The sequence below is a fragment of the Stenotrophomonas sp. FW305-3-2-15-E-LB1 genome (assembly GCF_058787375.1).
In genome coordinates, this window is sequence record NZ_JBYSZR010000039.1 from 23,109 (window position 1) to 40,991 (window position 17,883).

At 69.5% G+C, this 17,883-nt stretch carries 13 protein-coding genes; 4 read left to right on the forward strand and 9 right to left on the reverse strand.

Features of this window, described 5'->3' with window-relative positions; genetic code table 11:
• Positions 1 to 2: 2 nt before the first annotated feature.
• On the reverse strand, positions 3 to 806 hold the full coding sequence (gene cysQ / locus AC3WL7_RS19860; protein ID WP_492752676.1) for a 3'(2'),5'-bisphosphate nucleotidase CysQ: 804 nt from the start codon (positions 804 to 806) through the stop codon (positions 3 to 5).
• The gene (nudE, locus tag AC3WL7_RS19865) at positions 803 to 1,366 is read right to left on the reverse strand and encodes an ADP compounds hydrolase NudE (RefSeq protein WP_492752679.1); all 564 of its coding nucleotides are present in this window, start codon (positions 1,364 to 1,366) and stop codon (positions 803 to 805) included. The genes cysQ and nudE overlap by 4 nt, the downstream gene beginning before the upstream one ends.
• 77 nt (positions 1,367 to 1,443) lie before the next feature.
• On the opposite strand from nudE, the gene bioA reads away from it, so the two are divergent.
• Both bioA and AC3WL7_RS19875 read left to right on the forward strand, forming a co-directional pair.
• Positions 1,444 to 2,835 carry an adenosylmethionine--8-amino-7-oxononanoate transaminase gene (gene bioA / locus AC3WL7_RS19870; protein WP_492752681.1) on the forward strand — a complete coding sequence of 464 codons (1,392 nt, stop codon included), beginning with the start codon at positions 1,444 to 1,446 and terminating at the stop codon, positions 2,833 to 2,835.
• Positions 2,826 to 3,563 carry a 16S rRNA (uracil(1498)-N(3))-methyltransferase gene (locus AC3WL7_RS19875; RefSeq protein WP_079222858.1) on the forward strand — a complete coding sequence of 246 codons (738 nt, stop codon included), beginning with the start codon at positions 2,826 to 2,828 and terminating at the stop codon, positions 3,561 to 3,563. The genes bioA and AC3WL7_RS19875 overlap by 10 nt, the downstream gene beginning before the upstream one ends.
• A gap of 132 nt (positions 3,564 to 3,695) precedes the next feature.
• On the opposite strand, the gene AC3WL7_RS19880 is transcribed toward AC3WL7_RS19875, so the two are convergent.
• From AC3WL7_RS19880 to pilG, 7 genes are all read right to left on the reverse strand, one after another.
• A complete protein-coding gene (locus AC3WL7_RS19880; RefSeq protein WP_492752685.1) occupies positions 3,696 to 4,160 on the reverse strand; it encodes a chemotaxis protein CheW in 465 nt (154 codons plus the stop codon).
• Positions 4,157 to 5,494, reverse strand: coding sequence for a chemotaxis protein CheB (locus AC3WL7_RS19885; RefSeq protein ID WP_492752686.1), 1,338 nt, complete (start codon positions 5,492 to 5,494; stop codon positions 4,157 to 4,159). The genes AC3WL7_RS19880 and AC3WL7_RS19885 overlap by 4 nt, the downstream gene beginning before the upstream one ends.
• Positions 5,481 to 12,146, reverse strand: coding sequence for a hybrid sensor histidine kinase/response regulator (locus tag AC3WL7_RS19890; RefSeq protein WP_492752688.1), 6,666 nt, complete (start codon positions 12,144 to 12,146; stop codon positions 5,481 to 5,483). Before AC3WL7_RS19890 ends, AC3WL7_RS19885 begins: the two co-directional genes overlap by 14 nt.
• 100 nt (positions 12,147 to 12,246) lie before the next feature.
• Positions 12,247 to 14,283: a methyl-accepting chemotaxis protein gene (locus tag AC3WL7_RS19895; protein ID WP_079222861.1), complete on the reverse strand. Its 2,037-nt coding sequence runs from the start codon at positions 14,281 to 14,283 to the stop codon at positions 12,247 to 12,249.
• A gap of 41 nt (positions 14,284 to 14,324) precedes the next feature.
• Positions 14,325 to 14,855: a chemotaxis protein CheW gene (locus AC3WL7_RS19900; protein WP_079222862.1), complete on the reverse strand. Its 531-nt coding sequence runs from the start codon at positions 14,853 to 14,855 to the stop codon at positions 14,325 to 14,327.
• Positions 14,855 to 15,217: a response regulator gene (locus AC3WL7_RS19905; protein ID WP_079222863.1), complete on the reverse strand. Its 363-nt coding sequence runs from the start codon at positions 15,215 to 15,217 to the stop codon at positions 14,855 to 14,857. Before AC3WL7_RS19905 ends, AC3WL7_RS19900 begins: the two co-directional genes overlap by 1 nt.
• Before the next feature lie 18 nt (positions 15,218 to 15,235).
• On the reverse strand, positions 15,236 to 15,637 hold the full coding sequence (gene pilG / locus AC3WL7_RS19910; RefSeq protein WP_005418455.1) for a twitching motility response regulator PilG: 402 nt from the start codon (positions 15,635 to 15,637) through the stop codon (positions 15,236 to 15,238).
• 240 nt (positions 15,638 to 15,877) lie between these two features.
• Here pilG and gshB point away from each other — a divergent pair, with 240 nt between their 5' ends.
• Positions 15,878 to 16,825: a glutathione synthase gene (gshB, locus tag AC3WL7_RS19915; protein ID WP_150455355.1), complete on the forward strand. Its 948-nt coding sequence runs from the start codon at positions 15,878 to 15,880 to the stop codon at positions 16,823 to 16,825.
• Entirely contained in the window at positions 16,825 to 17,709 is an 885-nt protein-coding gene (locus AC3WL7_RS19920; RefSeq protein WP_492752692.1) for an energy transducer TonB family protein, read from the forward strand. The genes gshB and AC3WL7_RS19920 overlap by 1 nt, the downstream gene beginning before the upstream one ends.
• Positions 17,710 to 17,883 lie beyond the last annotated feature (174 nt).

Sequence of the window (17,883 nt, forward strand, 5' to 3'; positions counted from 1 at the left end):
GGTCAGTCGGACAGCCAGTCCCGCCACGGCAGGCTGGTGTCGCCAAGGGCGATGAAATCGCCGTTCAACAGGGTGCTGCGGCGGTTGTAGCGGAACGGCTTGCCGCTGCTGGCCGAGAGCACCGCCCCCCCGGCAGCGTGCAGCACGCACTGGCCGGCGGCGGTGTCCCATTCGGAGGTCGGGCCCAGCCGGGGGTAGACATCCAGGCCGCCCTCGGCGATGCGGCAGAACTTCAGCGACGAGCCCTGCGACACGGTTTCGATGTCGCCCATGCGCTCGAGCAGGGCGATGGTTTCCGGCGAGCGGTGCGAGCGGCTGGCGGCCACCCGCAGCGGCGCGGTGGCCGGCGTGCGGGTGCGCAGCACGCTGTCGTGCAGGCCCTGGCGGCGGTAAGCCAGCTCGCCGCGCATGGCGTGCCAGACGATGCCGGTGACCGGCGCCTGGACCACGCCGAAGGCCGGCGCGCCCTGGTAGATCAGCGCGATGTTGACGCTGAATTCGCCGTTGCGCTTGACGAATTCGCGGGTGCCATCCAGCGGGTCGACCAGCCAGTAGGCGCCCCAGTGCTGGCGCTGTTCCCACGGCACCATTGCCGATTCCTCGGACAGGATCGGCAGGTCCGGGGTCAGCTGGCGCAGGCCCTGCTGGATGACCCGATCGGCGGCGAGATCGGCGGCGGTGACCGGGCTGTCGTCGGCTTTCAGGGTGACATCGAAGCCGTCGCTGTAGACCTGCATGATCGCCTGCCCCGCTTCCTGGGCAATGGCGATCGTGGTTTCGCGCAACTCGGTGGTCAGCTTGATCATCGGCGCCCCTGCAGCCACTGGCGCGCGATGAACAGCGCGGCCAGCGAGCGCCCTTCCGAGAAGTCCTCGCGCAGCATCAGCTGGTCCAGGTCGGCCAGCTTCCACGGCACCACCTCCAGCTCTTCCGGCTCGTCGCCGGCCAGCTTTTCCGGGTAGAGGTCGCGCGCCACCACCAGCCACGACTGGTGGCTCATGTAGGTCGGTGCCAGGGTCATCGCGCGCAGCACGTCGACGCGGCGGGCGCCATAGCCGGCCTCTTCCTTCAGTTCGCGGTCGGCGGCCTGCTCGGTCGTTTCGCCGGCATCGATGCGGCCCTTGACCAGGCCCAGCTCGTAGCGGTGCACGCCGGCAGCGTATTCACGCACCAGCAGGACGGTTTCCTCATCCAACATCGGCACCACCACCACCGCGCCATGGCCACGGCTGACCAGGCGCTCGAAACGGCGATGTTCACCGTTGGAGAACTCCAGGTCCAGGTGCTGGCGCTGGAAGGGGCCGTTCTCCTCGTCGGTGATCCGGTGGATGATCGGCAGGCGACGGCCGCTGCGGTCGTCGTTCATGCGGAATCTCCGCGGCGGCCGGCGCGTGCGCCGGGGCCGATAGAATGTGCAGGCAGCAACATGTTCATGAGCCCGAAATGCTAGCAGACCCAACCCCCTCCCCGCTGGCCCGGCAGTGGCAGCAACGCGACCTGCAGGTGCTGTGGCACCCGTGCACGCAGATGCGCGAGCATCCGGACACGCTGCCGCTGGTGCCGATCGCGCGTGGCCAGGGCGCCTGGCTGATCGACCACGACGGCAACCGCTACCTGGATGCGGTCAGCAGCTGGTGGACGAATCTGTTCGGTCATGCCGAACCCCGCATCGGCGCGGCCATCGCCGCCCAGGCCGGGCAGCTGGAACAGGTGATGCTGGCCGGGTTCAGCCATGAACCGGCGATCACCCTGGCCGAACGCCTGTTGGCGCTGGCGCCGCGCCAGCCCGGCCGCGCGCCGCTGGCCAAGGTCTTTTACGCCGACAACGGCTCAGCCGGGGTGGAAGTGGCGCTGAAGATGGCGTTCCAGTACTTCCAGAACCGCGGCGAGAGCCGGCGCACGCGCTTCATCGCGCTGGAAAACGGCTACCACGGCGAGACCCTGGGGGCGCTGGCGCTGGGCGACATCCCGCTGTACCGCCGCGTGTACGCGCCGCTGCTGGCCGAGGGCCTGTTCGCGCCCTCCCCCGATGCCTACCTGGCCGAACCGGGCCAGAGCGCGGCCGACCGTGCGCGACAGGCCGCCGACGGCCTGGCCACCCTGTTCGACCAGCACCCCGGCGAGGTCTGCGCGGTGATCCTGGAGCCGCGCCTGCAATGCGCCGGCGGCATGCGCATGCACGACCCGGTCTACCTGCAGCGCGTGCGCGAGCTGTGCGATGCGCACGGCGCATTCATGATCGCCGACGAGATCGCCACCGGCTTCGGCCGCACCGGCACGCTGTTCGCCTGTGAACAGGCCGGGGTGATGCCCGACCTGATGTGCCTGTCCAAGGGCCTGACCGGCGGCTTCCTGCCCCTGGCCGCGGTGCTGGCCACGCAGGCGCTGTATGACGCTTTCCTGGATGAGTCGCGCGAACGCGCCTTCCTGCATTCGCACAGCTACACCGGCAACCCGCTGGCCTGTGCGGCGGCACTGGCCACGCTGGATATCTTCCGCGACGAGGACGTGATCGCCCGCAACCGTGGCACTGCCGCGGTGATGGGCACGCTGGCCGCGCCCTTCGCCGACCACCCGCACGTGGCCGATGTGCGCCAGGCCGGCATGGTGGTGGCCTTCGAGCTGTCGCGCGACGGCAACCGGCGCACGCCGTTCAACCCGGCGCTGCGGCTTGGCCTGCACGCCTACAAGGCCGCGCTGAAGCGCGGCGTGGTACTGCGCCCGCTGGGCGACGTGCTGTACTGGATGCCACCTTACTGCGTGGATGACGAACAACTGGAGCTGCTGGCACATACCACGCTGGCAGCCATCGACGAGGCGATTGCATGCGCGTGACCCGCTGCCCCATCGACCTGGCGCTGCACAGCGGCCAGACCGTGACCCTGCCGGAAGAGACGGCCAACCACCTGGTGCGGGTGATGCGCCTGCGCGAAGGCGATGCCTGCGTGCTGTTCAATGGTGATGGCCACGACTACAGCGCGACGCTGACCGTGGCCGGCAAGCGCGAGGTGCAGGTGCGCATCGACGCGGTGCAGGCCGTGGACAACGAATCGCCGCTGGTGATCACCCTGCTGCAGGGCATCGCCCGTGGCGAGAAGATGGACCTGATCCTGCAGAAGGCCACCGAGCTGGGCGTGGGCGCCATCGTGCCGGTGAATGCCGAGCGCACCGAGGTGAAGCTGGATGCGGCGCGTGCGGAAAAGCGCGTGGCGCACTGGAACAACGTGGTGACCTCGGCGTGCGGCCAGTCCGGGCGTGCGCGCATTCCGCAGGTGGGTCCGCCGCTGTCGCTGGCCCAGGCAGCGGCGGCGCTGCCGGCCGATACACTGCGGCTGACGCTGGACCCGCAGGGCGCGCACCGGCTGTCGACGCTGCAGGCCGCGCCGTCCGGTGGCATCGTCATTGCGATCGGTCCGGAAGGTGGCTGGTCGCCGCGTGATCGCGACCAGTTGGCGGCGGCCGGTTTCCAGGGGCTGCAGCTGGGCCCGCGCATCCTGCGCACCGAAACCGCCGGCCTGGCTGCGATTGCAGCGCTGCAGGCACGGCTGGGGGATCTGGGGTAAGGCCAACGCCTGCGGCGTGCCGACCAAGGTCGGCATCTACCGAAGCGCGGGCAGCGCGGTAGTGCCGGCCGCTGGCCGGCATCCACGCAATGATGAGGTTGCCGGCCAGCGGCCGGCACTACCGTCTGGTGGTCAGGCGGCCAGCGAATCCAGCGCGGATTCCAGCGCGTCCAGGTTCGGCAGCAGCGCGCTGCGTTCACCCAGCAGCACGCGCATGTGCACGATGTCCGGCAGGGTTTCTTCCGAAGCGTCGGCCAGCAGGCCGTCACGCGGCACGGCAATCAGCTGCGGGAAGTTCTGCGTCAGCAGCGCGTAGTACGGGCGCTGTGCGTTGCCGCTGAGGGCCTTCAGCACCACCACCTTGTTGTGGCCGCCCACCACTTCATCGCCCAGGCCGGACAGGCGGGCGAAGGACAGCAGCGGCACCTGCCAGCCGTGCCAGGCGATCTGCCCGACCAGCCAGCGCGGTGCGTCGGCCACCGGTTCGACCGGCACGCGCGATATCATTTCGGCCACCGTGGCATTGGGCAGCAGCACGCGTTCGCCACCGGACTGGATCAGGACGCCACGGATTTCATCGTTGCTTGCGTAGCTCATGGCGTCTCTCCGTTGTCCTCGTCCACGCCCCAGCGCGCGGCGATGGCCTGCGCCAGTTCCTGCGGTTCGCCGGCGACCATGCCGGCAGCCACCACGGCGGTCGCCGCGGCGGGGTCATAGCAGCCTTCACCCACCTGCCCGGCCACCCAGGCACCGGCGGCGGCCAGGTCCAGCGCCGGGCCGACATGGGCCAGGTCGGCACCACTGAGCAGGATCAGGGCGCTGTGTTCGGCCGGCAGGCCGGCAATCGATACACCCAGCGGATCGGTCTGGAAATGCAGGCCATCGGCGGCGGCACGCACGCCAATGTCGTCGGACAGGATGTGGACTTCGCCCGGCGTTGCGCGCTGGCCGGCTTCGGCCAGCTGCACCGGCAGCGGCGAAACCCGCGCCATCTGCTTGACCAGGTTGCCGTAGCGGCCACCGTCAAGGCGCATGTGCACCAGCACCGGCACGGCCAGCCCGGTCGGCAGCGCGCCCAGCAGGCGGCGCAGCGCATCGGGACCGCCAATGCCGGCCAGCACCAGCAGCGAGCCGGCGCGCGCGCCGGCCGGCAGGCCGGCATCCAGGTCGACCAGGCTCAGGTGGCCGGTCTCGAAGGACGGCACTGCGGGCGGCTCGTTGCGCGCGGGCGCGGCGGCGGGCGCATCGGCGGCCTCGTCAACCAGCGACCAGGCGGTGTGATCGAAGGACACCGGCGGCGGCACGGGGGCGTCGGCAACGGGTGCCTCGGGTGCATCAGCGGCCGGCTCCGGCGGCAGCGCCTGCAGGGCCGCCAGGTGCTGCTCCAGCGACACCGGCTCGGCGAACGTGGGCGACGGCGTCGGCGGTGCGTACAGGCTGTCGGCGGGCACATCGCCGGCCCAGTCCTGGGCCTGTTCCATGTGCGCGTGCAGTACCTCGTCCTTCGGCGGCACCGGCGGCGGCGAAGGACGGCCCGGTTCCAGCTGCAGACTGGGTTCGTCTTCGGCGCCCGGCGGCAGCACCTGCTGGTGGCCGTGCAGCTTGGCCGACAGGTGGCGGCCCCAGCGCTGCGCTTCCCAGCCATCGCGGCGCGCGGCCAGTTCGGCCTCGTCGAACACCAGGGTCAGGCCCGGTGCCGACAAGGCCGGCTCCAGGCGCTCCAGCGCGTCTTCGATGGCCGCTTCCAGGGCGATCACCACGAACTGCGGATGGGCATCGGCCAGCGCCTGCGGCTCCAGCGTGACCGGATCATCTTCCAGCACGATCTGCACATCGGCATGGGCCAGCGCTTCGCGCAGGCGCTCGCGTGCTGCGCCCGGGCGGGCCAGCAGGGCAACGGCCGGAACCGGATTGACGTCACTCACGGACACGGGCGATCCCCAGCAGGTCATACACGTTACGCATCAGGTCCAGCTCCTGGTACGGCTTGCCCAGGTAGCGCTGCACGCCGATCTCGAAGGCGCGCTGGCGATGCTTGTCGCCGCTGCGCGAGGTGATCATCACGATCGGCACGTCCTTGTAGCGCGGGTCGGCGCGCATCGCGGTGGCCAGCTCGTACCCGTCCATGCGCGGCATTTCGATGTCCAGCAGCATCAGGTCGGGCACGCGTTCTTCCAGCTGCTCCAGTGCTTCGACACCGTCGCGGGCGACGCTGACCTCGAAGTTGTGGCGCTCCAGGATGCGGCCGGTGACCTTGCGCATGGTCAGCGAATCGTCGACCACCATCACCAGCGGTACCTGGCGGTCCTGGCGCGGTGCGTTTTCCTGCACCGGCGCGATCGGGTTGGCCAGGTAACGGCGCACCAGCGGTGCCACGTCGAGGATGACCACCACGCGGCCATCGCCGGTGATGGTGGCACCGTAGATGCCGGGCACCGACGCGATCTGCAGGCCGACCGGCTTCACCACGATTTCGCGGTTGCCGAGCACCTGATCGATCGCCACGGCGGCACGCAGGTCGCCGGCGCGGACCAGCAGCAGCGGCACCTGGTCCTGGCCGTCGGCGCGCGCCGGGGCCTGCCCGACCAGGCTGCCCAGGTCGTACAGCGGATAGTCTTCGCCGCTGTAGCGGTAGCTGCTGTCGGCGGCTTCGAACCGCTCGCGCGACAGGCGGCCGATACCACTGACCGACGCCACCGGCACGGCAAAGGTGGTTTCGCCGATCTGCACGAACACGGCCTGGGTGACGGCCAGCGTCTGCGGCAGGCGCAGGGTGAAGCGCACGCCCTGGCCACGCACCGACTGGATGTCGACCGAGCCGCCGAGCTGGCGCACTTCGTTGCGCACCACGTCCATGCCCACGCCACGGCCAGCCAGCTGGCTGACCTGGTCGGCGGTGGTGAAACCGGAGGCAAAGATCAGGTTGTCCAGTTCCTGTTCGTTCGGCGCCGCATCGGCGGCCAGCAGGCCACGATCGATGGCACGACGGCGGATCGCCTCGCGGTCCAGGCCGGCACCGTCATCGGCCACTTCCAGCACGATTTCCGAGCCTTCGCGGTGCAGGCGGATGGCGATCTCGCCTTCTTCCGGCTTGCCGGCGGCGCGACGCTGTTCCGGTGCTTCCAGGCCATGGGCCACCGAGTTGCGCAGCATGTGTTCCAGCGGCGCGACCATGCGGTCCAGGACGTTGCGGTCCAGTTCGCCGTGGGTACCTTCCAGGGTCAGGTGGACCTGCTTGCTGGTGTCCATGCCCGCCTGGCGGACGACGCGGCGCAGGCGCGGCACCAGGCCGTCGAACGGCACCATGCGCGCACGCATCAGGCCGTCCTGCAGTTCCGAGCTGACGCGCGACTGCTGCTGCAGCAGGGAGTCGTACTGGCGCGACAGATCGTCCAGCACGCCCTGCAGGCCACCCAGGTCGGCTGCGGACTCGTTCAGCGCGCGGCTGAGCTGCTGCAGGGTGGAGAAGCGGTCCAGTTCCAGCGGATCGAACTTCTGGTCGGCCTGGTCCTGCTCGCGCTGGTAGCGGGCGACGATCTGCGCTTCGGTTTCCAGATCGAGGCGGCGCAGCTGGTCGCGCAGTCGCGCATTGGTGCGCTCCAGTTCGCCCATGGCGCCACGGAAGGCACCCAGCTGCTGCTCCAGGCGCGAGCGGTAGATCGCCACTTCACCGGCATGGTTGACCAGGCGGTCGAGCAGGTCGGCGCGCACGCGCACCTGTTCCTGCTGCGGGCGGGCCAGCGGATCTTCGTCCGGCGTGCCTTCCACCGGCAGCGGTGCCGACAGCGGTGCGTCGGCCAGGGCCAGCGGCGCGGCGGCAACCGGTGCCTCGACGGCCTCCTCGGCGATGCCTGCGCTGGTGCTGGCGGCAACAGCGGCGTCGCTGCGGGTGCGGGCCTCGAAGGCCTCCACCAGATCCTGCGCCGGCTCGACCACGCGGTGGTCGCCGGTGCGGGTGAGCAGCTGGTGCAGGCGGTCGAAGCCCCGCTCCAGCAGCTGCACGTCGCGGCGCTCGATCTCGGTGCGGCCGGCGGCCACGGCTTCCAGCAGCGATTCGATGCTGTGGCCGAGGTCGCCGATGGCATTGATGCCGGCCATGCGTGCACCGCCCTTGAGCGTGTGCAGGTCGCGCTGCAGGCCGGCCACCACTTCGCGGTCCTGCGGTGCATCGCGCAGCTCGCTGATCAGCCCATCGCAGTGGTCGAGCAGGTCCTTGCCTTCCTCGACGAAGATGTCGACCAGCTCGCGGTCATAGATGCTGAAGTCGAGCTGTTCGGCGTCGGCTTCGACGGCTTCCACTGCTTCGACGGCCTCAGCTTCGACGGCCTCAGCTTCAACGGCGACCACTTCAGGCGCGTGCACGACGGCATCCTGGCTGTGACCCGGCGCCTCTTCCATCTCGAACAGGCGCACCGGCGCGGCGGCATCGGCCACGGCATCGGTCGACACGTCGTCATTCACCGTCGCCGGGGACGGCAGGTCGGCGCTCTCTCCTTCACCGACCGCCGCCTCCCCGCCGACGTCCGCATCCTCGGCAAAGGCTTCCGCCTCGCCCGGCGCGAGTTCGCTGGCCTGCAGGCCGAGCACCGGCCCCTGGCCGTCCTCGTCCTGCGCCTGTTCTTCCTCGATCACGTGCAGGCCGGCGTCGAGCGCGGCTTCCAGCGAGACCGGTTCTGCGAAGCCCGGCACAGCCATTTCATCCTGAAGGCTGGATGCGTCGCTGTCGAGCGCCAGGGCCTCGATGTCTTCATCGGCATATTCGATGACCGGCGCCTGCATCGGCGCTTCCGAGGCAATTGCGTCATTCTCCGCCGCGACCTCGGCGTCTTCCGGATCCCGGTCGTCCACAGGCAGCGCGCTGGCGTCCAGGTAGGGCGACAGGTCGTCGACGGCAGTGAGACCGGCGGCATCGACGTCGATCGCCACCGGCGCGACATCCACCGCGTCCTGCGCGGTTTCGATGGTTTCGGGGGTCTCTACGGTGCCTGCCTCGCCGGTCGCCGTCGGCAGCGTTGCGGCCGCCTCCGGCATCGACGGCCAGCCGGCGTCGAAGTAGCGCGACAGGTCTTCGCCACCGGTCAGTTCGGCGGCAGCCAGACCGATGTCCGGTGCGGTGTCGGTGTCGACCACAGCCTCGGCCATGGCCGCTGCGTCCGGTTCCTCCGCCAGCGCCAGACCGGTGGTTTCAGCGGGCGCCTCGATCGGTGCTTCGACCGCTTCGACCGCTTCGACCTCGGGCTCGACCGGCGTTTCGACAGCGGCGACGTCGGCTTCGATCCCGTCCAGCTCGTCGTCGTCCAGGTCCAGGCCGACCATCGGCCAGCGTGCTTCTGGCAGCTCAGCGGCCAGCGCCTGCAGGCGCTGCGCCAGCTCGGCCTGCGGTGCGATGCGCGGCTGCTCAGCCTGCAGCGCTTCCATGGTCGCGCTGATCGCCTGCGCGGTCGCCTGCAACGCACCCAGCGCCTCGGCGCCCGGCACGACCTCGGCGGCCAGCGCACGCTTGATGTAGGACTCGGCAGCGCCGGTGACGGCGGTGATCTCCGGCACTTCGGTCATCGCGAAGGCGCCGTTCATGGTGTGCACGGCGCGCAGCAGCGCATCGTTCACCGGCTGCTCGGCCTGCTGTGCCGACTGCAGCCACTGCTGCAGCGTCGCCAGGTGGACGTCCACCTCGGCTTCCAGGATCTCGCGCAGCACGCTGTCGATGTTGGCCGGGGTACCGACCGGCTCGGCCACGGGCTCGGCGGCAAATGCCTCGACCTCGGCCGGCACGGCCGGCTGCGGTGCAGCGGCAACCGGCAGCGGCACGTAGAAGGTTTCCTCACCTGCGGCAACGCGATCGGCAATGGCCTGCATTGCCTGCAGATCGACGGTGACGCGCTGGCCATCGCGCAGCGCGGCGTTCAGCTGCGGCAGCGCGGCGGTGGCGTGGTCGACCATCGCCAGCACGGCCGGGGTGGCTGCACGCTTGCCCTCGAGCACGCGGTTGAGCATGCCCTCGATCTTCCAGGCGAATTCGCCCAAGGTACGGGCGCCGACCAGGCGGCCACTGCCCTTGAGGGTGTGGAAGACGCGGCGGATCGGGCGCAGCCGGTCCATGTTGTCCGGCTGCATGCGCCAGGCCGGCAGCAGCGCACCGAGATTGCCCATCTCGTCGTCGAACTCTTCCAGGAACACCTCGCGGATGTCCTGGTCGATGTTCTCGGCGTCATCGTCGAAACCGGCCTCGAAGCCGGCCGCTTCGACGGCCTCGGCGGCGACGTCGGCAACCGGTGCGGCCGGTGCGGCCTGCGGGTCGAATTCGGCGGCCGCGGCGCTCAGTTCAGCGAAGAACTGCGCGTCGGCCTCGCTGAAATCGATCGGCGCAATGGTATCGACGTCGACCAGGGACACGGTCGCGGCAGGTGCCGCAACGGTCGCCAGGCCCTCGTCCGCGCCGGTCTCGGCGGCGGCCAGGGCTTCGATCATTTCGACCGGCGCAGCCTCGGCAGCGACGTCGGCCATGTCGATGTGCTCGACCGGCTCGATGGTCGCGGCAGGCGCCGGTGCTTCGACCGGCGCAGCCTCGACGGCGTCGGCGAACTCGACCACCGGCTGCGGCGCGTCCAGTTCCTCGTCCAGCGACAGCGTTTCCATCGCCTGCAGCGACAGCACGTCATCGGCGTTGTCCAGGGCGCTGTTGTCGAAGTGGAACACCACATCGTCCAGCATCGCCGGGGCGTCATGCTCGGCGGCCACCGGGTCGAACGCCGGGGCAGCGGAAAGCTCCAGCGAAGCGCCCGTGGCGGCTTCGTCCAGCGCGGCAACGCCGAAGTCCTCGACGCTGTCTTCCAGCACCAGCGCGTCGCCCTCATCGGCCTGTGCATCGGCCACCTCGGACAGCGACCACTGCGGGGCCGCCTGCACGTGCTCGGCGCCCACCGGATCGAAGCTGACCGAGTCGAAGCTGACCGGATCGAAGCTGTTGAAGGTCGGCGCGCGCTCATCGGCGGCCGGTGCAGGCTCGTGGCTGCCCAGTTCCCACTGCGGCACGCTCGGTACCGGCGCAGTGGAAGCGGCGAACAGCAACGACGCCGGTTCGGCCTGTTCCGGGGTGGCGGCAGTGTCCTGCCCGCCCAGCGCACCGAACATCAGGCTGTTGTCGGCCACCGGCGCAGCAGGCAGCGGATCGAAGGTGAAGTCCGGCAGCGACGGCGGGACCTCGCCCGGCGCCGGTGCGGCAGGCTGCACGTCGATCTCCACCGGATCCAGCTGCAGCGGCGCGGCGGCCACTGCCACCCCTTCGCGCACGATGGGCTGCACCGTGTCGGCCTCGGCCTCGGCGCCGGCGCTGGCGCGCTCGGGCAGCGGCCAGTAGCGCAGGGTTTCCAGGCTGCTGCGGGTGATGTCGAGAATGTCTTCGCGACCCGGGCGGCGGTCACGCAGCGCTTCCAGGTAGTACTCCAGGCTGGCCATGGCATCGGCCAGCGTGTCCAGCTGGCGGCCACTGGGCACGCGCTGGCGGCCGATCAGTTCGGCCTCGATGTACTGCTGCACGCCACGCAGGTAATCGGCGGCGGTGCCCAGGTCGAGCATGCGAAGCGCACCGGACACGTCGCCCAGCAGGCGCGGCACGTCCTGCAGTTCGGCATGGTTCCAGCTGGTTTCGATGAACGCGACGAAATGCTCGCGGGCGGCGGCGAAATTGGCGATCGCCTCGTGCGCCAGCACTTCCACCGTGCGCCGGTTCTCCACCGCGCTCGGGTCATCCTCGCCACTGCCACCGGCGCCCAGATGGGCGACCTGGTCGTCCAGCGACGCGTCGACATAGAGCAGTGCGCCGGCGATATCCAGCAGCATGTCCTCGTCGATCTGCTGGCGGCCTTCGACCACGGCCAGCAACGCATCGCGCTGCTGCGCGACCACGCTGCGGGCAGCGCCCAGGCCCATCATGCCCAGCGTATCGCCGACGGCGCCCAGCTTGGTCACCTGTTCCTGCAGCTGCTGCGGCGCACCGCCGGTGCGCAGGTGCAGGTCCAGGGCATCCTTGACCTGCAGCAGTTCTTCCTTGACCGCGCTGCCGACGGTGTCGAGCAGCTCGCGGTTGCGCCCGCTCAGGCTGCCACGGGCGTGGTCCAGCTCGGCTTCGGTGGCGCTGACGCTGTCCGGTGCAAAGGCGAACAGCACGCTGTCATTGACGCCTTCCTCGCCACGCGCGGCGCGGATCTCGTTCAGCAGCGGCATCAGCACGATGGGAATATCGCGGTGGCCGTTCTGCAGGCGTTCCAGGTAATCGGGCAGCAGCACGCTGCCGCGCATCAGCGTGGCGCAGGCCTCGTCGCGGTCGGCCACGCGGCCTTCGCCGACGGCCACGGCCAGCTGTTCCAGTTCCTCGGCCACCATCGCCGGGGCATACAGCTCGACCATGCGCAGGGTGCCCTGCACCTGGTGCAGGTAGCCGGCGCAGATGCGCATGCGGCTGCCGTCAGCCGGGTCCTCGGCGAAGTACTCGACCTCGTGGCGCACCTGGCGCAGGGTCTCGTCCAGCTCCGGCTTGACCCAGCCCAGCGCTGCATGGCTCATCGCATCGCGCAGGCTGCTCATGGACGCGCTCCGGTCGCCGCCGCGCGGAGGCCGCGCGCATTCTGGCGTGGGAAATGGAAATGCTTCATCGAATGATTCCTTGCTCGCCGCCCTGCCCGCGTCACGCCGGCAGCTTGAAGTCGGCGACCGAACGACGCAGGTCGGCCGCCAACTGCGCCAGGTGGCCGATCGACTCGGCGGTCTGACCGGCACCCTGCGAGGTCTGGCCGGTGATCTGGCGGATCACGCCCATCGTGCGGGTGATGTCCGAGGCCGCCGCGGACTGCTGCTGGGCGGCGATGGAGATGTTCTTGATGAGGGTATTGAGGGCGTTGGACACGCGCTCGATCTCGGTCAGTGCGGTGCCGGCGTCCTCGGCCAGGCGCGCACCGGACACCACTTCGGCGGTGGTCTGTTCCATCGAGGTGACCGCTTCGTTGGTATCGGCCTGAATGGCCTGGACCAGGTTCTCGATGCGTCGGGTCGCACCCGAGGTACGTTCTGCCAGGCGCTGCACTTCGTCGGCCACGACCGCGAAACCGCGACCGGCTTCACCGGCCGATGCGGCCTGCACGGCGGCGTTCAACGCCAGGATGTTGGTCTGCTCGGAAATGTCGTTGATCAGTTCCACGATCGAGCCGATCTCCTGCGAGGACTCGCCCAGGCGCTTGATGCGCTTGGAGGTTTCCTGGATCTGGTCGCGGATCTGGTCCATGCCCTGGATGGTTTCGCGCACCACGCCGGCACCCTCGGCGGCGATGACCACCGAACGCTGTGCCACGTCGGCCGACTCGGCCGAGTTGCGCGACACCTGTTCGATGCTCGCTGCGATTTCGCCGATGCGGTCCGAGGCCGAGGTGATCTGGTTGGCCTGGTGGCCGGCGGCCTCCGCCAGCTGCATCGCGGTGGCCTGGGTTTCCTGGGTGGACACGGCGACCTTGGCCGAGGTGTCGTTGATGGTGGTCACCAGGTGGCGCAGTTCGTCCACGGCGTAGTTGATCGCGTCTGCGATCGCGCCGGTCATGTCCTCGGTCACCGAGGCCTTCACCGTCAGGTCGCCCTCACCCAGCGAGGAGATTTCGTCCAGCAGCCGCATGATCGCCTGCTGGTTGCGGCTGTTGAATTCCACCTGGGTCTGGTAACGCAGTTCCTGCTCGCGCGAACGGCTGCGCACGCTGGTGGAGACGAAGCCGATGATCGCGATCAGCGACAGCGCACCGGACACCACGCCGATCCAGAAGTTCGGGAACAGGCGGGTATCGGACACCGAGCCGAACGAGGAGAACGCTTCGAACAGCTTGCGGCTGTCGTCCAGCATGCGCGCGGAGCCCTGGCCCAGCGCGTTGGCTGCCGACTGCGCGGCAAACAGCTGGCGCGAGCTGGCCAGGATCGCGTCGGCGTCCTGCTTCATCGCTTCCCACTTCTGCTGCGACTGCTCCAGCGCGGCCACGGCGCCGGCACCGCGCACGGCGGTGATGCCGAGGTCTTCATTGCCGTTGCGCAGGCCATCGAGCACCTGCGAGAACACGGTGATGTCGCGGGCCAGCGCGTCGCCCGAAGCGGCCGCGGCGGTGCCGCCGGCGCGCATTTCGGTCACGCGGCGGGCCATCGAACCGGCCACCACGACCTGCTGCAGGGCGCTGTACACCTGCGATGCCGGGGCACCGGAGGCGGACATCGCGCGCACCAGCTCGTTCAGCTGGGCCTGCAGGCCCGGCACGGCGCCGGTGAAGTTGTTGGCGTTGCCGGCCAGCGCCAGCACCGCCGGCTCGCTGGCCACCAGCTGGCCGGCCTGCTTGCCCAGCGGCGTCCAGGTGTCGGACAGGCGGGTGATCGCCTTGGACACGCCCGGCTCGTTGCCGTAGCGGCCCTGCAGCGTGGACACGTTCTGCTCGATGGCGTTGCGGGTGGCCTTGAAGGCGGTGAACGACTGCGCGTTGCCGCCCACGGCGTCACGGCCTTGGTTGGCCAGCTGCTGCGAGAGCACCTGCAGGTCGGCCGCCTTGGAACCGGCGTCGGCCAGGCGGCTGCCCTGCCAGGTGGATACGCCGGTGTTCACACCGAACAGGATCATCGACAGGGCCAGCAGGGCCAGCCAGAGGTTGCTGCCGCCCAGCCGCAGCTTGCCGGTCTTGGGGGCGTCCGAAGCAGTACTCATCGTTCAACCTCGATCTTCAATGCAGGGGGCGTCGCCCGGCCTCAGGCCGCGGCTTGCCGGAATTCAGGGGTGCGCGACAGCAACGAGAGCGAGAACACGCCCCAGTCGTAGCCATCGGCATGGAAGGCGCGATCGACGAAGTGACCGTAGCGGCCTTCGGCCAGGGTGCCGGCCTGGACCTGCTGGCCCAGTTCGAAACTGCGCTGGCCAAAAAGCTCGTCGATGGTCAGGGCGACGTCGCCGCCGGCCTGGCGCATGATCAGCACGCGCTGGCCTTCCTGCTGCACGGTGCGCGTGCCTTCCAGGAAATACTTCAGGTCGACCACCGGGAACAGGTTGCCGCGCAGGTTGCCCACGCCCAGCAGCCAGGGCTGCGCGCAGGGCACCGGGGTCACCGGCGGCATCGGCACGATTTCCACCACTTCGCGGAAATCGGATACCAGCCGGCGCTGTCCCACGCGGAAACCGACGCCACGCCAGAGGTCCTCGGCGAACTGCCGCCCGGGCAGCTGCACCGCATGGGACAGGCTGCGCCGTTCATAGGCTTCAAGAATGTCGAAGGGCGAACGCATCAGGCCACCAGTTCGTTGATGCGCGCGATCAGGTCTTCCTCGCGCGGCGGCTTGACGATGTAATCGGCCGCGCCCTGGCGCAGGCCCCATGCCTTGTCGGTCTCCATCGCCTTGGTGCTGACGATGATGACCGGGATGTGCTTGATCGCCGCGTCGCGGGCCATCGCACGGGTGGCCTGGAACCCGCTCATGCCGGGCAGGACCACGTCCATCAGCACCAGCTGCGGAACCTGGTCACGCACCAGCTGCAGGCCATCCTCGGCGTTGTCCGCTTCCAGCACCTCGTGGCCGGCACGGCGCAGCCACTGGGTGAACACCGCGCGGTCGGTCGGTGAATCCTCGATCAGGACGATACGAGCCATTGTGCCTTTCCCCCCTGGTCAGGCGTTGACGTATGTGCGGATGGCACCCAGCAGTTCTTCACGCGTGAAAGGCTTGGTCAGGTACTGTTCCGAGCCGACGATGCGCCCGCGGGCCTTGTCGAACAGGCCGTCCTTGGAGGACAGCATGATCACCGGCGTCGCCTTGAACAGCTGGTTGCCCTTGATCAGCGCGCAGGTCTGATACCCGTCGAGACGGGGCATCATGATGTCCACGAAGATGATCTGTGGCTGCTGGTCGGCGATCTTGGCCAGGGCCTCGAAGCCATCGGTCGCGGTCACTACTTCGCAGCCTTCGCGCTTCAGCAGTGTTTCCGCAGTCCTGCGGATGGTCTTCGAGTCATCGATGACCATCACCCGGAGTCCTGCGAGCTCCCCGCCCGCAGTCGTGTTTTCAGTCATTGCCTTTCCCCAAGCGCGCGACCCTTCTGTGCTGGGGGCCGCTACGAAGGCGTATCTATATCGCACTTCCGGCGCCCGCTTCAAGCCACGCCCACGGCGCTTGGGTCGGCGGCTGGCTGAACGTGACGCGTTTGGCAATGACTGCGCAGCCGGCAGGACGGACGCAGCGTTGCACTGCCCCGGGCAGGCACGCGGGGGGCGTTGCCGCTACCATCAACGCCTCGCCTGAAAGGTGCACCCATGCCGTTGAACGTCATCGTGGTGATGGACCCCATCGCCCACATCAAGATTGCCAAGGACACCACGTTCGCCATGCTGCTGGAAGCCCAGCGCCGCGGCCACGCCCTGCACTACGTGCGGCCGGGCGGCCTGGCGCTGGAAGGCGGCGTGGCCGTGGCCCAGACCGCCCCGCTGCAGGTGCGCGACGACCCCGCCGGCTGGTATGAACTTGGCGCATTCAGCCGCACCGCGTTCGGCCCCGGCCAGATCGTGCTGATGCGCAAGGACCCGCCGGTTGATGCCGAATACGTCTATGACACCCAGGTGCTGGACGTGGCCGCCGCTGCCGGTGCCTGCGTGGTCAACAACCCGCAGGGCCTTCGCGACTACAACGAGAAGCTGGCCGCCCTGCTGTTCCCGCAGTGCTGCCCGCCGACCCTGGTCAGCCGCGACGCCAAGGCGCTGAAGGCCTTTGCCCTGGAACACGGCCAGGCCGTGCTGAAGCCGCTGGACGGCATGGGCGGTCGCTCCATCTTCCGCAGCGGCCAGGGCGATCCGAACCTGAATGTGATCCTGGAAACCCTGACCGACGGCGGCCGCAAGCTGGCGCTGGCCCAGAAGTTCATCCCCGACATCACCGCCGGCGACAAGCGCATCCTGCTGGTCGACGGCGAGCCGGTGGACTACTGCCTGGCGCGCATCCCGCAGGGTGACGAGTTCCGCGGCAACCTGGCCGCCGGTGGCCGCGGCGAAGGCCGCCCGCTGAGCGAGCGTGACCGCTGGATCGCCGCCCAGGTCGGGCCGGAGATGAAGCGCCGCGGCATGCGCTTCGTCGGCCTGGACGTGATCGGCGATTACCTGACCGAAGTGAACGTGACCAGCCCGACCTGCGTGCGCGAACTGGACGCGCAGTACGGCCTGAACATCGCCGGCACCCTGTTCGACGCGATCGAGGCCGGCCTGCGCTGATGGATGCCGCACCCGCTGTGCTGGCCCCGCCGCCGCGCGAAGCGCAGCGGCTGGGGGCCACCCTTGCCCTGTCGGTCATCGTCCACGCCCTGCTGATCCTGGGCGTGGGCTTTGCCGTCAAGGGCGATGCGCCGCTGGTGCCGACGCTGGAAGTGATCTTCAGCCAGACACGCACGGCGCTGACGCCGAAGCAGGCCGATTTCCTGGCGGCGGCCAGCCAGGAAGGCGGCGGCGAGCATGACCGTGCGCAGCGCCCGCGTGACAACCAGACCGGCATCGTGCCGCAGGCCCAGGCCGGGCTGAGCCCGGTGCCGCAGCAGCAGCAGTCGGCCGCGCCGGTGCCGCCACCGCAGGCGCGGGTGGTCAGCAGCCGCAATGGCGAGGACACCGTGGCGCAGGCGCAGGCCCACCCCACCCCGCTGGAGCCGACCCCGGACGCGGCGCAGACCGCGCGCGAGCAGCGTGATGCGGAAATGGCCCGGCTCGCCGCCGAGGTGCACCTGCGCTCGGCGCAGTACGCCAAGCGCCCGAACCGCAAGTTCGTCTCGGCCAGCACGCGCGAATACGCCTATGCCAACTACCTGCGCGCGTGGGTGGACCGCGCCGAGCAGGTGGGCAACCTGAACTACCCGGACGAAGCGCGCCAGCGCAGGCTGGGCGGCCAGGTGGTGATCAGCGTGGGGGTGCGCCGCGATGGCAGCGTGGAAAGCAGCCGCATCCTGAAATCCAGCGGCACGCCGTTGCTGGATGAGGCGGCCTTGCGGGTGATCAGGCTGGCGCAGCCGTTCCCGGCGCTGCCGAAGACGGATGATGGCGTGGATATCCTGCAGGTGACCCGGACGTGGGTGTTCCTGCCGGGTGGCGAACTGCGCGACGACCGGTAGGTTTTTTTTGTTGCCCGGGCCTGCGGCCCGGGACCCGCAGAGGCAACGGCCAAAGCAACTGCAGGAGCGAGAGCGGCGGTTGGGCTGTTGGCTTGGTGGGGCGGTGTGGGCTTGCAGGACACGCCGTAAACCCGTCCATGGGGGCTCGTAGGCGCCATCCATGGCGCCTGCGGT

Bases quoted from the DNA above. Each gene is read 5' to 3' on its own strand.
- AC3WL7_RS19880 (WP_492752685.1), bottom strand. From the start codon at position 4,160: ATGAGCTACGCAAGCAACGATGAAATCCGTGGCGTCCTGATCCAGTCC.
- bioA (WP_492752681.1), top strand. From the start codon at position 1,444: ATGCTAGCAGACCCAACCCCCTCCCCGCTGGCCCGGCAGTGGCAGCAA.
- nudE (WP_492752679.1), bottom strand. From the start codon at position 1,366: ATGAACGACGACCGCAGCGGCCGTCGCCTGCCGATCATCCACCGGATC.
- AC3WL7_RS19920 (WP_492752692.1), top strand. From the start codon at position 16,825: ATGGATGCCGCACCCGCTGTGCTGGCCCCGCCGCCGCGCGAAGCGCAG.
- gshB (WP_150455355.1), top strand. From the start codon at position 15,878: ATGCCGTTGAACGTCATCGTGGTGATGGACCCCATCGCCCACATCAAG.
- AC3WL7_RS19900 (WP_079222862.1), bottom strand. From the start codon at position 14,855: ATGCGTTCGCCCTTCGACATTCTTGAAGCCTATGAACGGCGCAGCCTG.
- pilG (WP_005418455.1), bottom strand. From the start codon at position 15,637: ATGACTGAAAACACGACTGCGGGCGGGGAGCTCGCAGGACTCCGGGTG.
- cysQ (WP_492752676.1), bottom strand. From the start codon at position 806: ATGATCAAGCTGACCACCGAGTTGCGCGAAACCACGATCGCCATTGCC.
- AC3WL7_RS19895 (WP_079222861.1), bottom strand. From the start codon at position 14,283: ATGAGTACTGCTTCGGACGCCCCCAAGACCGGCAAGCTGCGGCTGGGC.
- AC3WL7_RS19905 (WP_079222863.1), bottom strand. From the start codon at position 15,217: ATGGCTCGTATCGTCCTGATCGAGGATTCACCGACCGACCGCGCGGTG.
- AC3WL7_RS19875 (WP_079222858.1), top strand. From the start codon at position 2,826: ATGCGCGTGACCCGCTGCCCCATCGACCTGGCGCTGCACAGCGGCCAG.
- AC3WL7_RS19890 (WP_492752688.1), bottom strand. From the start codon at position 12,146: ATGAGCAGCCTGCGCGATGCGATGAGCCATGCAGCGCTGGGCTGGGTC.